22 protein-coding genes, 1 tRNA gene and 2 pseudogenes are annotated in these 18,286 nt (G+C 66.0%); 17 read left to right on the forward strand and 8 right to left on the reverse strand.

Annotated elements, in window-relative coordinates; all coding sequences use genetic code 11:
* Positions 1-460: 460 nt before the first annotated feature.
* Positions 461-700, reverse strand: coding sequence for a hypothetical protein (locus tag GNX96_RS47320; protein ID WP_279578870.1), 240 nt, complete (start codon positions 698-700; stop codon positions 461-463).
* Positions 701-822: 122 nt separating this feature from the next.
* Positions 823-899, reverse strand: a tRNA-Ile gene (locus tag GNX96_RS00165).
* A gap of 118 nt (positions 900-1,017) precedes the next feature.
* On the opposite strand from GNX96_RS00165, the gene GNX96_RS47325 reads away from it, so the two are divergent.
* The 16 genes and pseudogenes from GNX96_RS47325 (at position 1,018) to GNX96_RS00225 (ending at position 10,846) form a co-directional block, all read left to right on the forward strand.
* A complete protein-coding gene (locus tag GNX96_RS47325; protein WP_279579033.1) occupies positions 1,018-1,152 on the forward strand; it encodes an L-rhamnose mutarotase in 135 nt (44 codons plus the stop codon).
* The gene (locus GNX96_RS47330; protein ID WP_279578871.1) at positions 1,130-1,297 is read left to right on the forward strand and encodes an L-rhamnose mutarotase; all 168 of its coding nucleotides are present in this window, start codon (positions 1,130-1,132) and stop codon (positions 1,295-1,297) included. The genes GNX96_RS47325 and GNX96_RS47330 overlap by 23 nt, the downstream gene beginning before the upstream one ends.
* A 15-nt stretch (positions 1,298-1,312) precedes the next feature.
* Positions 1,313-2,575 carry an MFS transporter gene (locus GNX96_RS00175; RefSeq protein WP_163566564.1) on the forward strand — a complete coding sequence of 421 codons (1,263 nt, stop codon included), beginning with the start codon at positions 1,313-1,315 and terminating at the stop codon, positions 2,573-2,575.
* Positions 2,576-2,599: 24 nt separating this feature from the next.
* The gene (locus GNX96_RS47335; protein ID WP_279579048.1) at positions 2,600-2,893 is read left to right on the forward strand and encodes a hypothetical protein; all 294 of its coding nucleotides are present in this window, start codon (positions 2,600-2,602) and stop codon (positions 2,891-2,893) included.
* Positions 2,857-3,453, forward strand: a complete 597-nt coding sequence (locus GNX96_RS47340) for a DMT family transporter (RefSeq protein ID WP_452124456.1) — start codon at positions 2,857-2,859, stop codon at positions 3,451-3,453. The genes GNX96_RS47335 and GNX96_RS47340 overlap by 37 nt, the downstream gene beginning before the upstream one ends.
* Positions 3,441-3,605: a hypothetical protein gene (locus tag GNX96_RS47345; protein WP_279578872.1), complete on the forward strand. Its 165-nt coding sequence runs from the start codon at positions 3,441-3,443 to the stop codon at positions 3,603-3,605. The genes GNX96_RS47340 and GNX96_RS47345 overlap by 13 nt, the downstream gene beginning before the upstream one ends.
* A gap of 40 nt (positions 3,606-3,645) precedes the next feature.
* Positions 3,646-4,455, forward strand: a complete 810-nt coding sequence (locus tag GNX96_RS00185) for a hypothetical protein (protein ID WP_279578873.1) — start codon at positions 3,646-3,648, stop codon at positions 4,453-4,455.
* Positions 4,456-4,673: 218 nt separating this feature from the next.
* The gene (locus tag GNX96_RS00190) at positions 4,674-5,255 is read left to right on the forward strand and encodes an acyl-CoA-like ligand-binding transcription factor (RefSeq protein ID WP_279578874.1); all 582 of its coding nucleotides are present in this window, start codon (positions 4,674-4,676) and stop codon (positions 5,253-5,255) included.
* Positions 5,256-5,403: 148 nt separating this feature from the next.
* A pseudogene (locus GNX96_RS62025) lies at positions 5,404-6,360 on the forward strand (MFS transporter); the annotation flags it as partial.
* Between the two features lie 121 nt (positions 6,361-6,481).
* Positions 6,482-7,036, forward strand: a complete 555-nt coding sequence (locus tag GNX96_RS47355; protein ID WP_279578876.1) for an MFS transporter — start codon at positions 6,482-6,484, stop codon at positions 7,034-7,036.
* Positions 6,963-7,520 (forward strand): hypothetical protein, encoded by a 558-nt coding sequence (locus GNX96_RS47360; protein ID WP_279578877.1) that lies wholly within the window; start codon positions 6,963-6,965, stop codon positions 7,518-7,520. Before GNX96_RS47355 ends, GNX96_RS47360 begins: the two co-directional genes overlap by 74 nt.
* Entirely contained in the window at positions 7,520-7,960 is a 441-nt protein-coding gene (locus GNX96_RS00205) for an MSCRAMM family protein (RefSeq protein WP_279578878.1), read from the forward strand. Before GNX96_RS47360 ends, GNX96_RS00205 begins: the two co-directional genes overlap by 1 nt.
* 19 nt (positions 7,961-7,979) lie before the next feature.
* A complete protein-coding gene (locus tag GNX96_RS00210) occupies positions 7,980-8,837 on the forward strand; it encodes a YceI family protein (RefSeq protein ID WP_163566569.1) in 858 nt (285 codons plus the stop codon).
* Between the two features lie 10 nt (positions 8,838-8,847).
* Entirely contained in the window at positions 8,848-9,831 is a 984-nt protein-coding gene (locus tag GNX96_RS00215; protein ID WP_163566570.1) for an MFS transporter, read from the forward strand.
* The gene (locus GNX96_RS00220) at positions 9,801-10,241 is read left to right on the forward strand and encodes an MFS transporter (protein WP_163566571.1); all 441 of its coding nucleotides are present in this window, start codon (positions 9,801-9,803) and stop codon (positions 10,239-10,241) included. The genes GNX96_RS00215 and GNX96_RS00220 overlap by 31 nt, the downstream gene beginning before the upstream one ends.
* 110 nt (positions 10,242-10,351) lie before the next feature.
* Positions 10,352-10,846 (forward strand): DUF3145 domain-containing protein, encoded by a 495-nt coding sequence (locus GNX96_RS00225; RefSeq protein WP_163566572.1) that lies wholly within the window; start codon positions 10,352-10,354, stop codon positions 10,844-10,846.
* On the opposite strand, the gene GNX96_RS00230 is transcribed toward GNX96_RS00225, so the two are convergent.
* Positions 10,839-11,594, reverse strand: coding sequence for a S41 family peptidase (locus GNX96_RS00230; RefSeq protein WP_279578879.1), 756 nt, complete (start codon positions 11,592-11,594; stop codon positions 10,839-10,841). The two genes, GNX96_RS00225 and GNX96_RS00230, sit on opposite strands and share 8 nt — an antisense overlap.
* Before the next feature lie 169 nt (positions 11,595-11,763).
* Here GNX96_RS00230 and GNX96_RS00235 point away from each other — a divergent pair, with 169 nt between their 5' ends.
* On the forward strand, positions 11,764-12,249 hold the full coding sequence (locus tag GNX96_RS00235) for an ArsR/SmtB family transcription factor (RefSeq protein WP_279578880.1): 486 nt from the start codon (positions 11,764-11,766) through the stop codon (positions 12,247-12,249).
* A 432-nt stretch (positions 12,250-12,681) separates the two neighbouring features.
* Here the strand turns inward: GNX96_RS00235 and GNX96_RS00240 are convergent.
* The 5 genes and pseudogenes from GNX96_RS00240 to GNX96_RS00260 all read right to left on the reverse strand — a co-directional run bounded on the left by GNX96_RS00240 (position 12,682) and on the right by GNX96_RS00260 (position 18,043).
* A pseudogene (locus tag GNX96_RS00240) lies at positions 12,682-14,121 on the reverse strand (aminobutyraldehyde dehydrogenase).
* Positions 14,122-14,129: 8 nt separating this feature from the next.
* Complete coding sequence (locus tag GNX96_RS00245; RefSeq protein WP_163566574.1) at positions 14,130-14,942, reverse strand: ABC transporter permease; 813 nt, start codon at positions 14,940-14,942, stop codon at positions 14,130-14,132.
* A 62-nt stretch (positions 14,943-15,004) separates the two neighbouring features.
* Entirely contained in the window at positions 15,005-15,817 is an 813-nt protein-coding gene (locus tag GNX96_RS00250; RefSeq protein ID WP_279578881.1) for an ABC transporter permease, read from the reverse strand.
* Positions 15,814-17,385, reverse strand: a complete 1,572-nt coding sequence (locus tag GNX96_RS00255) for an extracellular solute-binding protein (RefSeq protein ID WP_452124457.1) — start codon at positions 17,383-17,385, stop codon at positions 15,814-15,816. Before GNX96_RS00255 ends, GNX96_RS00250 begins: the two co-directional genes overlap by 4 nt.
* The gene (locus tag GNX96_RS00260) at positions 17,285-18,043 is read right to left on the reverse strand and encodes an ABC transporter ATP-binding protein (RefSeq protein ID WP_163566575.1); all 759 of its coding nucleotides are present in this window, start codon (positions 18,041-18,043) and stop codon (positions 17,285-17,287) included. The genes GNX96_RS00255 and GNX96_RS00260 overlap by 101 nt, the downstream gene beginning before the upstream one ends.
* Positions 18,044-18,286 lie beyond the last annotated feature (243 nt).

Below are 18,286 nucleotides of genomic sequence, written 5' to 3' on the forward strand. Positions count from 1 at the left end.
CATACGAAAGCACCCCAGTCGGGATCCTTGAAGGAGGCGGTCACGAGCGATGCGGCGTCGGCAGTTGAGGGTGCTTCTGGGTTTGGCGGCGGCGGGGGAGGAGGTTCGGCGGTGTCCATCGGGTTAACCGTCACCCATTTCCACCTGCGTGCCTTTTGAAAGGCGCCGCTCAGAATCCAGTGGATCTGACGTACAGCCGACGCTGACATCGGTGTGCATCGATGCGGCAGGCATTTCCGTCGGCATGCTTTGCACGTCTCCGGTTGCGGAGGTTTGCAAGGGCTTCCTATGTGCTCATCACACTTGTGCTCACCACGCGTACGGTGATCCTTCAGTGCGCGACCGTTGCAGTGGACCTTGCATTTTCGCAGCGAGGCGTAGAAGGAGTCGATGATCTCGGAGTCGTTCTCGATGGCGGCCAGCGGCCTCGCGCCGATCAGTGGAGAGATGTGGTTGTCGATCAAGCCGCGATTGGTACGCCTGGTGTTTCCTCCCAGTCGGCGACCTCGACGTACTTCTCGATCAACTGGTTGATGGTTGCCTTTGTCTTCGGCGCTCGCCCCTCCAGCACCTGGTTGACGACTCGGTTCAGCATCTTCTCTGCGATCTTCTGCGCGTCCGGTCCGGCGGAAACCGTCTCCTGGAAGTAGTGCTCACTGCCTGTAACCGGGTCGACCCCAGCGTAAACGCGAACTCTCAAGGCACCGCTGGGAAGAGTTGTGATGTTCCCGCGGGGGCGCGTTCGACGTGGCATGCACCAAGCGTAGACGGTTTCATGTCACGTTCCATGTCACGCGGCGTTGCGTGTCGCGGTGTTTGGGCTGGTGGGGCGGGTGGGGCTCGAACCCACGACCGACAGATTATGAGTCTGCTGCTCTAACCATCTGAGCTACCGCCCCTGGCCGCCTCGGTGACATCTGATCAAGCCTGTGACATCGTACGCGGCGAAGTGACGGCGAGAGGAGCGGTGTGCCGAGGGTTTGTTTTCTGCTGCTGCGGGCGATCGGACCGGATCGGATGGCGGAGTACCGGGAGCGGCACGAGCGGGTGTGGCCAGAGATGGTGGCTGCTTTGTCGCGGGCTGGCTGGCAAAACTACTCGCTGTTCATTGACGATGACGGGCTCGTCGGTGGGGTACGTCGAGACCGATGACTTCGAGCAGGCGCTGGCCGCGATGGAGAAGACCGAGGTCAACGGGCGCTGGCAGGCCGAGATGGGGGAGTTCTTCATCGGGCTGGACGGCCGGCGGCCAGATGAGGGCATGCACGTCCTCTCCGAGTACTTCCACCTTGACTGAGGCAGAGGGCGAGTCATGACCGAAGACCTTGAGCGCTCCACCATGCAGGTGGTGGGCAGGCGCCTTATTCCTTTCCTGATGCTCTGCTATTTCCTGTCCTATTTGGACCGTACGAACATCAGCATCGCCTCGCTGACGATGAACAAGAGCCTCGGGCTGACCGCCGCCGAGTACGGCCTGGGTGCCGGCCTGTTCTTCATCGGCTACTTTCTGTTCGAAATCCCCAGCAACCTGATCCTGCACCGGGTCGGCGCGCGACTCTGGATCGCCCGCATCATGGTGAGCTGGGGCGTGGTGGCGGTCGTGATGGCCGCGATCCAGGGCCCTGTCAGCCTTTATGTCGTACGGATTGTGCTCGGCATCGCCGAGGCCGGCTTCTTCCCCGGCATCATTCTCTATTTGACGTACTGGTTCCCGGCCAGCTACCGGGGCCGCGCGGTGGCCTTTTTCATGTCCTCGATCGCGATTTCCACCGCCGTCGGGGCGCCGCTGGGCGGATTGCTGCTTGGCCTGGACAAAATCGCTGGACTCGACGGTTGGCGGTGGCTCTTCGTGCTGGAAGGAGTGCCGACGGTGATCGTCGGCATTCTGGTGGTTTTCCTGTTGCCCAGCACGCCCAGGCGCGCCAAATGGCTGACCGACGACCAGCGGAACTGGCTCGTCACGCGGCTGGACGCCGAGGACGCGAAGACACGTGCCCGGCATCACATGACCGTCCTGCAAGCCATCGTGAAGCCGCGGGTGCTGGCGCTTTCGTTGATTTACTTCGCCACTGTGTTCGGTTTGTACGGGATCGGGTTCTGGCTGCCGCAGATCATCAAGAAGAGCCTGGGAATTTCCAGCAACCTGCAGGTGTCGTTGCTGACGGCTGTTCCGTACGCGATAGGGATTGTGGCGATGATCTTGTGGGGGCGGTATTGCGACCGCACCGGCCGATACGCGGTCGGTACGGCGGTGCCGATGCTGGTTGGTGGCGTGGCGCTCACCGCGTCGGCGTTCCTGACTGGCCTGCCCTGGCTGGGATACGCGGGCCTGTGTGTCTGCACTTTGGGCGTACTCATGTCATTTCCGGGTTTCTGGGGCCTGCCCAGCGCCTTCCTGACCGGCGCCGCGGCGGCCGCGGGCATCGCGACCGTGAACACCATCGGCAACCTGTCCGGCTTCCTCGGCCCGTACTGGGTCGGTTGGATGACGCCTCTTCGGCTCCGCGAAATGGGGCCTCGTGACGATTGGGCTGGTCATGGTGGTGGGTGCGCTGGGCGCCTTCGCGTTGGGTAATAGGCCCCGAACGGCGCGGGTGTGATGTCCAAAGCTGGTGATCTGACCTGGCTGGTGGCGCTGGGTGCGGCGCTGTGGGGCACGGACGCGCTGCTCCGGCTGCCGTTGACGCACTCGTTGCCGGCGACGGTCATCGTGGTGGCAGAGCACGCGATCGTGGTTCTCGTACTGATCCCGTGGCTGCCGCGAGCTTTCCGTGCCTTCAAAGCGATGTCGGCGGGCGCGTCGAGCGGTGGTGCGCGCTCGCGGTCGGCGCCGGCTCGTCGGCGCTCGCGACCTGGCTGTTCACGCTGGCATTCGGCGGCGGAGACCCGCTGACTCCGCTGGTTCTGCAGAAACTTCAGCCGTTGATCGCGATTCTGGCGGCCCGACTGTTCCTCGGCGAGCGGATTCGCGGCCGGTTCTGGTTTTTCGCCGTGCCGGCGCTGATCGGTACGTGGCTGATCGCTTTCGCCGATCCGCTGCACATTCAACTCAAGGGAGCTGAGGCGGCGCTGTTGGCGATTGGCGCGGCCGTGCTGTGGGCCGCCGGCACGGTCCTGGGCCGGCGGCTGAGCGTCGCGTACGCACCGACGACCGTGACCACGCTGCGGTACGCCGTCGGGCTGCCGGCGAGCCTGGTCATCGCGGTGATCGTCGGCGGTCCGTTCACGGTCGCGCTCGCCGACGTGCCCGGCCTGGCCGGGTTGGCGCTGATCCCCGGACTGTTGGCGCTGAGTCTCTACTACAGAGGCTTGCAGCGGACTCCAGCAGCGCGCGCGACGCTCGCCGAGCTGGCGTTCCCCCGCTCACCGCGGCGGTTATTGGTGTGGTGTTTCTGCACGCCCAGTTCACCATCAGCCAGTGGATCGGTGTCGCGCTCGTGGTGGCCGCGGTGACGGCGCTGGGCTGGCATGAGCGTACGAGCGCGCAGCCAGCGGTGGTCGCCGCCGAGCCGGTTCGCGCGAGCCGGCTGCCACCGGTTGAACAGGCCAAACGGGCTGTTTGCGGCATCAATCGGCGGCCTGTATGTCGGTTGTATCTGCGGTAGCCATGCTGTCCCTGCGCTGCTCGACGAGCGGAGGACTGCCATGCACGGGCAACTCAGGTTCCGGGACGCCGTGAAAGTGTCCCTCTCAGCAAGGAAACTGCTGGTCAGGGGAGCGGCCGCGGTCGCGATGATCACCGCTTTGGTGCTGGTGGGGGCCAGCCCGGCGTTCGCCGCGAGCGGCACGGTGCACACCGACACCGGTGTCGCGGTGACGGTTCGGTCCGGGCCGCACACCACCTCCAGCGCGGTGGGCAGCGCCGCGGACGGCACCGCCGTCACGATCGACTGCCAGGCCAGCGGCGACACGGTGACCGGCAAATACGGCACCACCGACATCTGGGACCACGTGCCCGCGCTCGGCGGGTACCTCACCGACTCGTACGTCTACACCGGCTCTGACGACCGGGTCGCGCCGGACTGCTCCGGCACCACGGTGAGCTGTTCGACGAGCGGCACTGGCGACCCGAACTCCTGCAGTGCGGCGGTGGCCTGGGCGAAGGCGCACGTGCACACCAATGACAATCCGGACTACTACAACTACTGCGACCGCATCAACGCCTGGGCGTACGGCTGGAGCGCGAGCGGTTCGACCACCGCTTATGTGCACTGGACGCAGATCCCGGCGTCGTACAAGCACCCCGGTGACAGCTCGGTGCCGGCCGGCGGGCTCGCCTTCTTCAGCAACGGCGGCGCCGGCCATACGATGATCTCGATCGGCGGCGGCAACTTCCTGTCCAACGACATCCATGGCGCTGGTACGTACACGCAGACCACCATCGCCGAGATCCGCAGCACCTGGGGCCAGACCTACGTGGGCTGGGCGCAACCCTGGTTCAAGGTCAACCACTAATCGTCACCCGGTTCTGTCCGCATGGCCTCCATGCGTGCGTCCGCCGCACGTATGGGGGCCATGCGGACGTCTGTGGGGTGACGGAGGGTAGCTTGTGGTCGACCGACTGTGGGTCGGTTGATCAAGTTTGAGTAAGGCGTACCCCATGAGATTCTTTCGGCTAGTGAAAACTTGCGTGCCGTGCAATCATGGGTGTCGTGGTACGCGAGGGGATGTACGTGCCTGGGCTGCGTGAGCGAAAGAAGCAGGCCACCAGGCAGGCACTGAGGGAGACCGCTCTGCGGTTGGCCGAGCAGCATGGGCTGGACGGGCTGACCGTCGAGGCCGTCTGCGCGGAGGTAGGCGTCTCGACGCGTACCTTCTTCAACTATTTCCCCTCGAAGGAAGACGCTCTGGTCGGCGACGGCCCGGCACTGCCGCCGGACGCCGTGGTGGACCGCATCTTCGCCGAACACGCCGCCGACGGACCGATCGCCGGTGCCTCAGCGGTGTTGTTGCACATGGTGGACACCGGCACCCAGCCCGATGTACGCCACAAGGCGCAGATGTTCGAGCGTTTCCCGACCCTGGTGCCAGCGTTGCTGGCGAAGTTCGCCGCTTTCGAGCGGAGCCTGGCCGAGGCGGTGGCCCGCAACATGGGCCCGGCGCCGCGGCCGGACTTCTATCCGGAGCTGGTCGCCGCTTGCGCGGTGACCGCGATGCGGGTAGCGGCGAAGCGGTGGAGTACGGGCGACCGCGAGGAGTCGCTCGCCTCGTACACACACGGGGTTTTCGAGGTATTCCGTAAGGAGCTGGCATGATCCGCGGCTTCGACATCGCATTTGTGGGAGTAACAAGGTGAGTTCGACCATCGACGCCGGTGATGCGGCAACGGGGCAGCATCGCGACCAGGCGACCGCAGGACAACCACTGGGACAACGGCAGCTGTTAGCGGTCGTCGGCGCCTTGATGCTGGTCGTCCTGCTCGCCGCCCTCGACCAGACCATCGTTTCCACCGCACTGCCCAAAATCGTCGGCGACCTGCATGGCCTGACCGACCTGCAATGGGTGATCACGGCGTATTTGCTGGCCTCCACGATCGTGCTGCCCATCTACGGCAAGCTCGGCGACCTGATCGGCCGGAAATGGCTTTTCCAGCTGGCGATCGTGATCTTCCTGGTCGGCTCGGCATTGTCCGGAGCCTCCCAGAACATTACCCAGCTGATCATTTTCCGTGCGCTGCAAGGTGTTGGTGGCGGTGGTCTGATGATCGGTGCGCAGGCGATCATCGGCGACATGGTCTCGCCGCGCGAACGCGGTAAATACCAGGGCCTGATCGGTGGCGCTTTCGGTGTCGCCTCGGTGGCCGGCCCGCTGCTCGGTGGATTCCTGACCGACCTCGGGCAGGGCACCTGGCGCTACTGCTTCTACATCAACATCCCGCTCGGCGTGATCGCGATGATCGTCACTGCGGTCGTCCTCAAACTTCCGCGCCGCAAGGCCACTTTCAAGCTCGACTATTTCGGCGCCGCGCTGCTTGCCGGCTTCAGTACTTGCATTGTGCTGATCACCAGCTGGGGTGGCACGAAATACGCCTGGGACTCGGGCCAGATCATTGGCCTTGGGATCGGCTCGGTAGTGCTGCTGGCGCTGTTCATCGTTGCTGAGGCGCTCGTCAAAGAGCCCATGCTGCCGCTGAAACTCTTCAAGAACAGCATCTTCGCGCTGACCAGCGTGATGGGTGTCGCTCTCGGTGTCTGTATGTTCGGCGCGCTCAGCTATGTCCCGACCTTCCTGCAAATGGTCGACGGCAAGAGTGCGACGGTGTCCGGCCTGCTGATGCTGCCGATGATCGTCGGCCTGCTGATCGCCTCGCTCGGCTCCGGCCAGCTGATCAGCCGGCTGGGCCACTACAAGACTTTTCCCATTGTCGGTACGGCCATTCTCGGCGTCGGGCTTTTTCTGCTGTCGCGTCTGGACCAGAGCAACACGATCCTGGAGAACAGCGTCTTTTTTCTTCGTGGTCGGCATCGGCCTGGGCATGGTGATGCCCACGCTGATCCTGATGGTGCAGAATTCGGTGCCATTCCACGAACTCGGCTCGGCCACCTCGTCTTCCAACTATTTCCGGCAGATCGGTGGCTCGCTCGGCGCCTCGCTGGTGGGCACCTTGCTGGCCAGCCAACTGGCGGACAAGATCCCGCAGTACGTGCCGGCCGCCGCACTGAACGCGCTCGCCCAGTCCGGGCATCCGCTGGACACCAACAGCCTGACACCGACGCTGGTCCACGACGCGCTGCCGGCGGTCATTGGAAATGGCATCGTCAAGGCGTACAACGACGTCCTGCCACCGATTTTCCTCTATCTCGTACCGATTATCGGGGTAGCATTCGTTCTTTCGTTCTTCCTCAAGCAGATCCCGCTGCGTACCGCATCGCCGGCCGCCGGGCAGCCGGCGGGCGGCTCGACGCGCCGCCGCGGTCGGCCCGCTGGCCGCCGCCGCACCGGTCGGTGCCGCGGTCGGTGGGGTGCCGCCGAACGGGCGGCACAGCGGCCCGCTGCCGGCCGAACGGCCACTGGTGGCCGTGGCGGCCGCGAATGAGCCGACCACGGTGTTACCGGTATCGGCCATGGCCCAGAATGGCGTCGTGCAGAACGGCGGTTCACCCCAGAACGGACAGCCGGCGTTCGCGGTGGCGCCGGTCGCGGTGGCGGCCGAGGCGCTGCACGCGTACCCGACCAGCGCGCCCAACGGCGGCGTACCCGTGCGTGGCTATGTCCGTGGCGGCGGGGCGGGGCAGCCGCCGATTCCCGGCGCGGTGCTCACCCTGATCGACTCCGCGGGCCGGCAGTTGGGCCGCGGCCGCAGCGGTCCGGACGGCGCCTTCGACCTGCCCACTCCCGGTCGGGGCAGCTATGTGCTGATCGCTCGGGCCGCCTCGCACCAGCCGCAGGCCACCCTGGTCTCGGTCGGTGACGTGCCGGCGCACCTGGAAGTGGTGCTGATCGGCACCAGCGGGCTGACCGGTGTCGTACGGGTGACCGGCGGCGGCCGCGCTCGCCGGCGCGACCGTCACCATCGCTGATGGCCGTGGCGAGGTCGGTCGCATCGCAGCTGACCGACGCCGACGGCGCGTACACGTTCTCCGAGCTGGTCGCCGCGACGTACACGGTAGCCATCAGCGCGGACCGGTTTCGTCCGGTCGCGGCCCTGGTGGAGGTGGCCGAGGGCGGCATGACCCAGCACGACGTGTCGTTCGCCGGCGCGGCCCGGCTGCGCGGCCACGCCCACGGTGGCGTGGGCCGGCAGCCGCTGGCGGACGCTCGCGTCACGCTGGTCGACGAGGCCGGCAACGTGATCGCGGCGACGATGACTGGCCCAGACGGCGGTTATGAGTTCGGGGATCTTCCGGAGGGCAACTACACAGTGGTGGCGACTGGTTACCCGCCGTCGGTCAGCATGCTCACGCTGAACGGCGGGAAGGAAACCGAACACGACGTATTGCTGAGTCATGACGAGCACTGATGAGCCTTAGGGAGAGCCGATGACGACGGAGCCGGTCGAGATGCGCTCGCACAGCCAGGCCGGTGGCGTACGAGCGACCATCCAGACCAGCGACGGCTGGGCGGTCTCGACCGCGATCCTGACCGTCACCGATTCCGCCGGCCGCCAGGTCGGGCGGGCGATGGCTGACGGCGACGGCGTGGTGGCCACCGGCCGACTGGACCCCGGCACGTACACGGCGATCCTCACCGCGCCCGGCTTCACCCCGTCCGCGCACACCGCGATGGTGACCGCGAGCGGCTCCGCCGAGCTGGGCACCCTGCGGCTGTCCCGGCTGCCCGGCGCGGACCTGCCGGCCACCGGCATCTGGACCATCGACCCGGCCCACACCAGCATTCTGGTCAGCGCCAGGCACATGGGCCTGACCAGCGTGAGTGGCCGGTTCACCGCCTTCGCCGGGACGATCCAGATCGCCGAGCCGCTGGAGCGGTCCTCGGTCACCGCGGTGATCGAGGCGGACAGCATCGACACCGCCAACAAGATGCGCGACGACCACATGCGATCCGCCGATTTCCTCGCGGTGGACCGTTTCCCGACCATCACGTACAGCGGCCTGGGGCTCACCGCCCGGGGTCCGGAGAAGTGGGCGCTGTCCGGCGACCTGACGATCAAGGACGTGACGAAGATGGTCACGCTCGAGCTGACCTACCTCGGCCTGCGGGTCGACCCGTGGGGAAACACCCGGCTCGGCGTCAAAGCCCTTGGCGAACTCCGCCGCGGCGACTTCTCCATCACGTACAACCAGGTCCTCGCCGCCGGCATCGACGCGGTGGGCACGACGTTGCGAGTGGAAATGGACATCCAGGCGGTCCAGGGCGACACCGTACCGTCGCTGTAGCCGCTCGCCGATGACAGCTGCCACCGGCGCGGAGACCGACCAACGGCCAGGGTTGCCGAAGCGGTTCAGTGCGTCGGTGGCGCTGGGTACGCTTCTGCAGCCGCTGAACTCGTCGATGATCGCGGTCGCGCTGGTGCAGATCGGGGTCGCGTTCCACGTTCCCGCCGGCAGCCAGACCCAGTGGCTGGTCTCCGGGCTCTACCTCGCGACCGCGGTGTCGGCGCCGACGGCCGGGAAGTTGGCCGACCTTTTCGGCGCCCGCAAGGTGTTTCTGACCGGGCTCGCGCTGGTCGCGGTCGTCTCGCTGCTCGCGCCGTTCTCGCCGAGCCTGGGCTGGCTGATCGCGGCGCGAGTGCTGCTGGGCATCGGCACCGGCGCCCAGTTCCCGGCCGGGGTGGCGATGATCCGCCGGATCGCGGACCAGCGCAAAGCATCCGCGGTTGGTGCGCTCGGCATCCTGTCGATCTTCGCGCAGACCTCCGCGGCGCTCGGGCCGAGCCTCGGTGGGGTGCTGGTTGGCGGCTTCGGGTGGGAGTCGATCTTCTTCGTCAACATCCCGATGACGCTCGCCGCGGCCATCTGCGTACTCAGGATGGTGCCGCCGGACGTGCCGCGCGAGATCGGCGGCTGGCGCCAGGTCGTACGAGAGATCGAACCTGCCCGGGCTGATCATCTTCAGTGTCGCGATGACGGCCTTGATGCTGACTCTGCTGTCGCTGGCCGACCAGCCACAGTGGGCGCTGTTGGCGGTCGCCGTGCCGGCCTTCGCGGTCTTCGGGTGGTGGGGGAGCGCCGGGCCGCCACGCCGTTCGTGGACGTGCGTCTGCTCGTACGAAGCAAAGCCCTGTCCCTCACTTATGTGCGCACGCTTCTCACGTACACGGCGTTCTACGCGATCTTCTACGGCTTGCCGGGCTGGCTGGAGCAGGCGCGGCACCTGACCCGACCGCGGTCGGTCTGGTGGTGCTGCCGATCGCGACCCTGGGCGCGCTGACGATCGTGGTCGCGACCCGGATCGCCCACCGGAAAGGTCCACGGCCGCTGCTGGTGGTCGGGTCCGCGGGCCTGCTGGTGGGCGGCCTGGCGCTCGCGCTGGCGGTCCACTCGGCCACCCCGATCGTGGTGTTGGTGCTGATCAGCGCGGTGTTGGGGGTGCCGAACGGGTTCAACAGCCTGGGCAACCAGCTGTCTGTTTACCGGGCGGCGCCGGCGGAGGCGACTGGGTCGGCGTCCGGGCTGTTCCGTACGTCCCAGTACGTCGGTGCCAACTTCGCCGCGGTCGCCATCGCGCTGGTGTTTGCCGGACCGGCGAGCGATCCAGGGTTGCACCGGATGGGCGCGTTGGTCGCCATCATCGGCGCGATCCTGCTGATCGACGCTGTCCTTATGAGACGGCGGCCCTGACCTTCACATAACAGGCGGCACTGTCGTACCATCAGCATCACAGGTATCTGGTCTGCCAGCGGGTCGTAGATCGCAGGGGAAGGCGCATCTCGACCAACCGGGAGGTCACCGTGCCTGCTCGTGGCGTGTTGTACGTCCACTCGTCGCCGTCGGCTGTGTGCCCGCACGTCGAGTGGGCGATCTCGCGCGTCCTTGGCGTGCCCGTACGTCTGGAGTGGACGGCTCAGCCGGCTGACCCCAGTACGCAACGGGCCGAGTGCCAATGGAGCGCACGGACCGGCACTGCCGGCACTCTTGCTACTGCGCTGCGCCAGTGGCCGATGATCCGTTTCGAGGTCACCGAGGAACCGACGCCTGGCGTGGATGGCGAACGGATCGCGTACGTCCCGGGTCGGGGCATCTTCCGGGCGACGATGAGCGCGACCGGCGACATCTTGGTAGGCGAGGACCGTCTGCGCGCACTTATGGCCACCGCGACGACTCCCGACGCGTTATCGCACGGCCTGGAGAAGCTGCTCGGCACGTCGTGGGACATCGACTTGGAGCCTTATCGCCATGCCGGTGACGGCGCCCCCGTCACCTGGCTTACCCAGAGCGTCAGCTAAGCGCTCGCTCGTGGGCAACGCGCAGGGCATCGGAGGCGGGGACTTCCACGTCCGGGATCACGCCGATGCCCTCCCAGTTGGTGCCCGAAACGGGGCTCACCCCGCGAGCGGTCGGGACGGTCGCCTCCAGGTGCGGGTGCAGCCGGAAGCCGACCCGGGGATGGGCGCCGCCGCCGGTACGCTCGCCGATGAGCGTCGCCCGGCCGTGTTGCTGTAGGTCGTACGACAGCTCCTCGCCGCCGGAGAAGGTGGTCGAGCTGGTCAGGACGAAGATCGGCTTGGTCCCGCCGAAACGGGCGCCGGGCACGTAAGGCGCGCTCCAGAACTGCGTGGTCCGGTCACCCTCGCGCTCGTACATGGTGATCAGGTGCGTCGACTCGTCGAACAGGTAGCCGCAGATCAGCGCCACCGTCTCCGGGTCGCCGCCGCGCAGGTCGCGTACGTCCAGGATCAGCGCGTCCGCTGACGCGACCAGTTGCATCGCCGCGGTGATCGCCGGGCCGGCGATGGTCGGCGGGAACAGGACCGGGCGCAGGGCGAGGTGCGCGACATTGCCGTCCAGTAGCCCGACCCGGCCGATGCCGTTCATCGTCACCGCCGCCTCGCGGGCCATCAGGTTCATTCCCATCTCGTCCGATGGCAGATCGGGGATTTCGTCCTCGTGGAACTTGAGCCGCAGGTGGCGATCCTGGTTGATCGACTGCAGATCCTTGGTGACCGCCGTGGACAGCTCCAGCGGGGTGCTCACGTCGTACGTACGCGATGCCAGTAAGTCGTGGATTTTTCTGGCCGATGTCCGGAAAGACGTAATACTCGGCGACCAGTCGGGCGGTTTCGGCGACGATGTCGGTGCTCTTCATGGGGCCCAGTGCAGCATGCCGGTTGACAAAGTGTCAAGAACTGCAGACACTTGATGAGTGGACGAAGTAATGGAGATCACCACGCCCGAGCAGTTCAAGGCGCTCGGGCACTCGTTCCGGCAGCGACTGCTGTTCGCGCTCGGACAGCAACCGGCGACCATCAGTCAGCTCGCGAAGATTTTGTCGGCCCGCAAGGGAAACGTCGATCATCATCTGAAGGTGCTGCGGGATGCCGGCCTGGTGCGGATCGCTGAGACGCGGACGGTCAGGGGCGGCACCGAGCACTACTACCAGCGCAGTTCGCGGCGAATCCGAGTGCTCAGCCCGGAAGCCACCTCAACCGCGGCGATGTTGGCCGCGTTCGCTCAGGAACTGAGCATCGCTCCGGTCGAACCGCTGCTCAACCTGCGACACCTTCGGCTGACGGCCGCGCAGGCGGAGCGTTTGCGGAACGCGCTTGAGGGGCTGGTGGACACGGCCGAAGACGCCGGGGACGGTGAGCCTCGGTATGGAGTGCTCGTGAGCCTTTACCAGCAGCCGTAACCGTCGATGGGTGGGTCGTCGCGACCGTACGCCTCGCCAGGATCCACTGAAGTACCTGCTACGGCGTGGATTGTCGTAGTCGTCCGCAGCCCCCAACACGCAGCGTCACCCAGTCGCGGGCTTGTAGCTACTGGTAGCGAGATTCGTTGTTGATCTTGTTTACTTTGCCTACCCAAAACGGACATTGGACTGAATTATCCTTTTTGGGTAGGCGAAGTGAACAAGATCAACAAAATGTAGCGATGCAACAGCCGCCGAGCGAACCCTCCAGCACCTTTAGTCCCAAAAACCTCAGGACTTGCCAAAATTTTCGTCTACGCGCGTCCTCAAACCCACCCCCACCCGATTTTGGTGGGGGCCAATTTCATCAAGGGGTACGACAGTTTCGAGCCGTAGCGGGTATTTCCGTGGTGTCCCTCTTTGCGAGGGGTGTTAGCTGTCGATGGCGCTCATCACGTGTTTGATGCGGGTGTAGTCCTCCAAGCCGTACATGGACAGGTCCTTGCCGTAGCCGGAGTGCCGGAAGCCGCCGTGTGGCATCTCGCTGACCAGCGGGATGTGCGTGTTGATCCAGACACAGCCAAAAGCGAGCCGTTTGGCCATCCGCATCGCCCGGCCGTGGTCGTGCGTCCAGACGCTGGACGCGAGGCCGTATTCGACGCCGTTGGCCCAGCGTACGGCTTCATCTTCGTCGTTGAAGCGCTGGACCGTAATAACCGGACCAAAAATCTCGGACTGGATCGCCTCGTCGTCCTGGCGCAGCCCGGAAAGCACGGTTGGTTCGTAGAAATACCCGGCGGTGCCGACGCGGTGCCGCCGCCGGCGGTCAGGGTCGCGTGGTCGGGGAGCCGGTCCACGAAACCGGATACTCGCGCCAATTGGTTGGCGCGTTGTTGAGCGGACCATAAAGCACGTCTTCGTCGCTGGGCGGGCCGGTACGGGTCGACCGCGCCTGCTCGGCGAGGGCCGCGACGAACTCGTCATGCACGCCTGGGGCAGCCAAAACTCGGGTGGCCGCGGTGCAGTCCTGGCCGGCGTTGAAATAGCCGGCGGTCGCGATGCCTTCGGCGGCGGCCGCGATGTCGGCGTCGTCGAAAATCACCACGGGCGCCTTGCCGCCCAACTCCAGATGTGCTCGCTTGAGGTCTTTCGCGGCGGAGACGGCGACTTCGATGCCGGCGCGTACGGACCCGGTGATCGCGACCAGTTGCGGAGTAGGGTGCGAAACCAGCGCGCGGCCGGTGTCCCGGTCGCCGGTGATGACATTCAGTACGCCGGCGGGGAAAAATTCGGAAGCCACCTCGGCCAGCAGCAGGGTGCTCGCCGCCGCGTGGTGTCGCTCGGCTTGAGGACGATCGTGTTGCCGGCGGCCAAAGCCGGCGCGATTTTCCAGATCGCCATCAAAAGCGGATAGTTCCATGGCGTCACCTGGGCGACTACCCCGATTGGTTCGCGCCGGATGAAAGACGTGTGGCCGGCCAGGTATTCGCCCGCGGCACGGCCTTCCAGTACGCGAGCCGCTCCGGCGAAAAAAAAGCGCAGAGCGTCCACCGCCGGCGGGATTTCCTCCGACAGCGTCAAAGCGCGCGGCTTGCCGGTGTTCTGGACCTCGGTGTCCACGAAGTCAGAAGCTCGCTTTTCCAGTGCGTCGGCCAACTTCAGCAGCGCTAGCTGCCGTTCGGCGGGGGGGTGGTCTCGCCCCAGGTCTGGAAGGCGTTGTCGGCGGCCTTCATCGCGCGGTCGACGTCCTCGTGTCGGACACCGGTGCCGACCCGTACGCCGCACCGGTGGACGGGTCGGGTCGATCACCTCGGCCCGGTGACCGGCCGCACTGTCCACGTACTCGCCGTTGACGAAGTTCCGCAGCTGCATGGTGCTCCTTAGATTCGGCCGCCGGCGGACTCGCCGCCGACCCGGGTGGCCAGCCACACCGGCAGCACCGAGAGGATCACCAGCGCGGCGGCCACCACGTTGATCACCGGCGCCTGGTTGGGCCGGAAGAGGTTGGAGAAAATCCAGATCGGCAGCGTGGTCACGCCCGGTCCGGCGGTGAAGGTCGTGACGATGATCTCGTCGAAGGACAGCGCGAAAGCGAGCAGCCCACCGGAGAGCAAAGCCGTACGGATCAAGGGAAAAGTCACGAATCGGAAGGTTTGGAAGACATCCGCTCCGAGATCCATCGACGCCTCCTCCAGTGATCCGCCCAGCCGGCGCAACCGCGCCAGCACGTTGTTGTAGACGATGACAATGCAGAAGGTAGCGTGCCCGACGATGACCGTGAAAAGGCTCAGCGAGATCCCGAACGGCTGCAGTACGGCCCGAAAGGCGTTGTTGAGGGCTATTCCGGTCACCACGCCCGGCAGCGCCAGCGGCAGGATGACCAGCAGTGAGATGGTGTCCCGGCCGAAGAACTTGAAGCGCTGGACGGCGAAAGCGGCCATCGTGCCGAGCACCAACGCCACCGCGGTCGCGCCGATGCCGGCCTCGACGCTGGTGAGCAGCGCCTGCAGCATGCCGGCGTTGTCGATCGTACGAGCCCACCAGTCCAAGGTGAAACCGCTCGGCGGCCAGCCGAAAGTCCGCGACGAGTTGAACGAGTTCACCACGACCACCAGCAACGGCACGTAAATCACCGCGAGGCCGAGCATCATCGCGACGAACAAAAGGATGCGGGCGCGCCTGGACAGGATCATCTGCGGCTCCTACAGGTTGTCCAGCGCGCCGGACCGGCGGACGGCCGCGAGGTAGATGACCATCACGGCACGGCGACCGGAAACAGCCCGGCCGCCGCCGCGAAGGGCAGGTTGTCCGCGGTCACCACGTTGTCGTAAATGACGTTCGCGAACAGTTGCGACTTGCCGCCGACGATCTTCACCGTGATGTAGTCGCCCAGAGTCAACGAAAAGGTGAAAATCGAACCGGCCACCACGGCCGGGAACAGCAGCGGCAGAATGACGGAGCGAAAGGTTCGCCACGCGCTCGCGCCGAGGTCGCTGGATGCCTCGATGAGCGAGTTCGGAATGCGCTCCAGACCCGCATAGACCGGCAGGATCATGTACGGCAGCCACAAATACGCCAGGGTCACGGTGGTGGCGGTCAGGCCGTAATAGGACTGACTTCCACCACCGATCATCCAGTCCAGCACGCCGGAGCCGCCGAGCATCACCCGCCACGCGTACGCCTTCACCAGGTAACTGGCCCACAACGGGGTCAGCACCGCGGCCACCAGGAATCGCTGCGCCCGCGGCGAGGCCACCTTCGCCATGAAGAAGGCCAACGGCAGCGCGATGATCGCGTCGATCACGGTGACTCCGGCGGCCACCCCGAGACTGCGGGCGGCGACCGCCAGATACGTCGGGTCGGAGAACAACGAACCGAAGTTTCCCAGCGAAAATCCCGGAACCGGGTTGCCGGTGAAGGCGTCCACGGTCCAGAAGGCGGTCAGGAACATCGCCGCGAGCGAGCCGAGATAGGCGATCACCAGCCACAGCAACGGCAACGACAGCAGCGAGCCGAGCCGCAGCAGCGGTTTTCGGTAGAGGACCCGGGAAAGCGTGGCCGTCCTCACCCCTTGATGTCCGTCCAGGCCTGGGTCCACTTGGTGTAGTCGGCGCACTTGGTGTCCGTACGACCGTCCAGGCAGGCCACGGTCGGGGTCGTCCAGTACCAGATCTTGTCCGAGTACGGCTTGTCCGCCGCGTGGAAGGTGGCGCATTCGGCGGCCATGCCCGCCTCCGCGCAGGCCTTGGACTGTGCTGGCGCCTCACCGAAATACGTCGCGACCTGAGCGTTCACCGAGGGCGAGACGATCCAGTCCAGCCACTTGTACGCGCAGGTCGGGTGCGGTGCCTTGGCCGCCACCATCCAGGTGTCCGACCAGCCGGTGGAGCCCTCGGCCGGCAGGATCGCGTTCACCTTCACCTTCTTGTCGGACGTGATCAGGTTGTTGATGACCTGCCAGGTGGTGCCGAGCACCGAGCCGCCGGACTCGAACGACTGCACCGATTTCGTGTAGTCCGACCAGTATTCGCCGACGTTCGCCTTCTGCTGCTTGAGAAGCGCGACCGCGGCGGCGAACTGCTTGTCGTCCAGCGCGTACGGATTCTTGATCCCGAGGCTTTTGTTGGTGTTCATCAGGTAAAGCGCCGCGTCGGCGATATAGATGGGGGAGTCGTACGCGGTGACTTTGCCCTTGTACGGGGAATTCGCCGCGAACACCGAGCTCCACGAGGTCGGCGCCGGCTTCACCACGTCGGTGTTGTATTGCAGCAGGTTCGCGCCCCAGCCGTGCGGGACGCCGTACGCGGTGCCACCGACCGAGTTCCACGCGCGGTTCTTCAGGAACGGGAAGATGGTCGCGTAATTGGGCACCAGTGCGGTGTTCACCGGTGCGACCGTGCCGCTGTAGACGAGTCGTAGGCTCGCGTCGCCGGACGCCGACACCACGTCATATTGGTTGGTTTTCATCAACGTGACCATTTCGTCGGACGTGCCGGCGACCTTCACGTTGACCTTGCAGCCGGTCGCCTTGGTGAACGGGTGCACCCAGTCGACCTTCGGGTCGTTCGAGCCGTCCTCCGCATAGCCGGCCCAGGCGATCACATTGACGCTGCCCTCGGGCTTGCCCAGCTTGTCGAGGGCTGCGATTTTCGGTGGTGCGCCGGAGGTTCCCGAGGTGCCGGACGACCCGCAGCCGGCGCTGGCCAGGGCCAGCCCGAGACAGGTCACCAGGATGGCGAGCTTGCGGCGATTCATTTTTTCTTCCCCCTCGGTGGAAACGGACTCTGTTGCTCCAACACGTAAGGCGTGCTCGGCTTTCCAGGCCAGCCGGATCTGGTCGCCGGTCGCGGCTGGCTGGCGGGCCGCGGTGTTCGGGGTGACCACGATCATGTCGATCCCGCTGTCCAGACGTACGACCAAGCGAATTTGTGAGCCGACGTAAGCGACATCCGTGACGACACCAGAGGCGCCGCGTTCGTCCGCAGCCACCGTCGAGGAGATCTGGATCCGTTCCGGTCGCAGGCTCACGGTGGCGTCAACGCCATGCACGGCAACGGAATCCGCGCCGGTGGTCAGGTTGGCGGTGCCGACGAAACCGGCCACGAAATCGGTGGCGGGTCGCTCGTACACCTGCACCGGGGTGCCGACCTGCTCGATCCGGCCGTCCGCCAGTACGGCGATCCGGTCGCTCATGGTCAGCGCCTCCTCCTGGTCGTGCGTCACGAAAACGAACGTGATTCCGACCTCGCGCTGGATCTTTTTTCAGTTCGATCATTTCCTGCCGCAGCTTGAGGTCCAGCGCGCCCAGCGGCTCGTCCAGCAGCAGGACTTTGGGGCGGTTGACCAAAGCGCGCGCGAGGGCGATCCGCTGTCGTTGCCCACCGGACAGCTGCGCCGGCTTACGGCTCGCCACCTGCGGCAGCCGTACGGTCTCCAAAGCCTGCTCGGCGCGCTGGATGCGTTCCGCTTTGCGAACGCCCTTGACCTTCAGTCCGTACTCGACGTTGGCGAGCACGCTCATATGCGGAAAGAGTGCGTAGTCCTGGAAAACCGTGTTCACGTCCCGGTCGAAGGGCGCCGTCCGGCTGACATCCTTGCCGTCCAACAGAATCTGCCCGGAGGTGGGCAGCTCGAAGCCGGCGATCAACCGCAACACGGTGGTTTTCCCGGAACCCGACGGCCCGAGCAACGAGAAGAACTCGCCGTCCGCGATGTCCAGGTCGACGCCCCGGACCGCCTCGGTGCGGTCGAAAGTCTTGCGTAGCCCTCGCAACGTGATGGACGGTTCTGGCATAGACCACTCCAGGGTCGGGACTGTCCACAATGGCCGGTGGCAGCGGTGGTACGAGCGAGTGCCATGCGGCTCTGGCGGCCGGGCCAGCGACGACCTGCCCGCCCACGACGGTGCCGCCGGATGAGCGCGCCGCGGCCAGTCGGGTCAGCACTCGCCGGTCATCCGGCGGGCGTCGGTGCTGGCGGCCCGGTCGAACGCGCCGGGCCGCAACTGCGCGGCCGCCCGACAGGCCACGCGTGCGGG

It is taken from the genome of Fodinicola feengrottensis (genome assembly GCF_010993775.1).
Lineage (GTDB): Bacteria > Actinomycetota > Actinomycetes > Mycobacteriales > HKI-0501 > Fodinicola > Fodinicola feengrottensis.

Bases quoted from the DNA above. Each gene is read 5' to 3' on its own strand.
- GNX96_RS47325 (WP_279579033.1), top strand. From the start codon at position 1,018: ATGGCGGAGTACCGGGAGCGGCACGAGCGGGTGTGGCCAGAGATGGTG.
- GNX96_RS00175 (WP_163566564.1), top strand. From the start codon at position 1,313: ATGACCGAAGACCTTGAGCGCTCCACCATGCAGGTGGTGGGCAGGCGC.
- GNX96_RS47335 (WP_279579048.1), top strand. From the start codon at position 2,600: ATGTCCAAAGCTGGTGATCTGACCTGGCTGGTGGCGCTGGGTGCGGCG.
- GNX96_RS00185 (WP_279578873.1), top strand. From the start codon at position 3,646: ATGCACGGGCAACTCAGGTTCCGGGACGCCGTGAAAGTGTCCCTCTCA.
- GNX96_RS47355 (WP_279578876.1), top strand. From the start codon at position 6,482: ATGCCCACGCTGATCCTGATGGTGCAGAATTCGGTGCCATTCCACGAA.
- GNX96_RS00205 (WP_279578878.1), top strand. From the start codon at position 7,520: ATGGCCGTGGCGAGGTCGGTCGCATCGCAGCTGACCGACGCCGACGGC.
- GNX96_RS00210 (WP_163566569.1), top strand. From the start codon at position 7,980: ATGACGACGGAGCCGGTCGAGATGCGCTCGCACAGCCAGGCCGGTGGC.
- GNX96_RS00215 (WP_163566570.1), top strand. From the start codon at position 8,848: ATGACAGCTGCCACCGGCGCGGAGACCGACCAACGGCCAGGGTTGCCG.
- GNX96_RS00245 (WP_163566574.1), bottom strand. From the start codon at position 14,942: ATGATCCTGTCCAGGCGCGCCCGCATCCTTTTGTTCGTCGCGATGATG.
- GNX96_RS00260 (WP_163566575.1), bottom strand. From the start codon at position 18,043: ATGCCAGAACCGTCCATCACGTTGCGAGGGCTACGCAAGACTTTCGAC.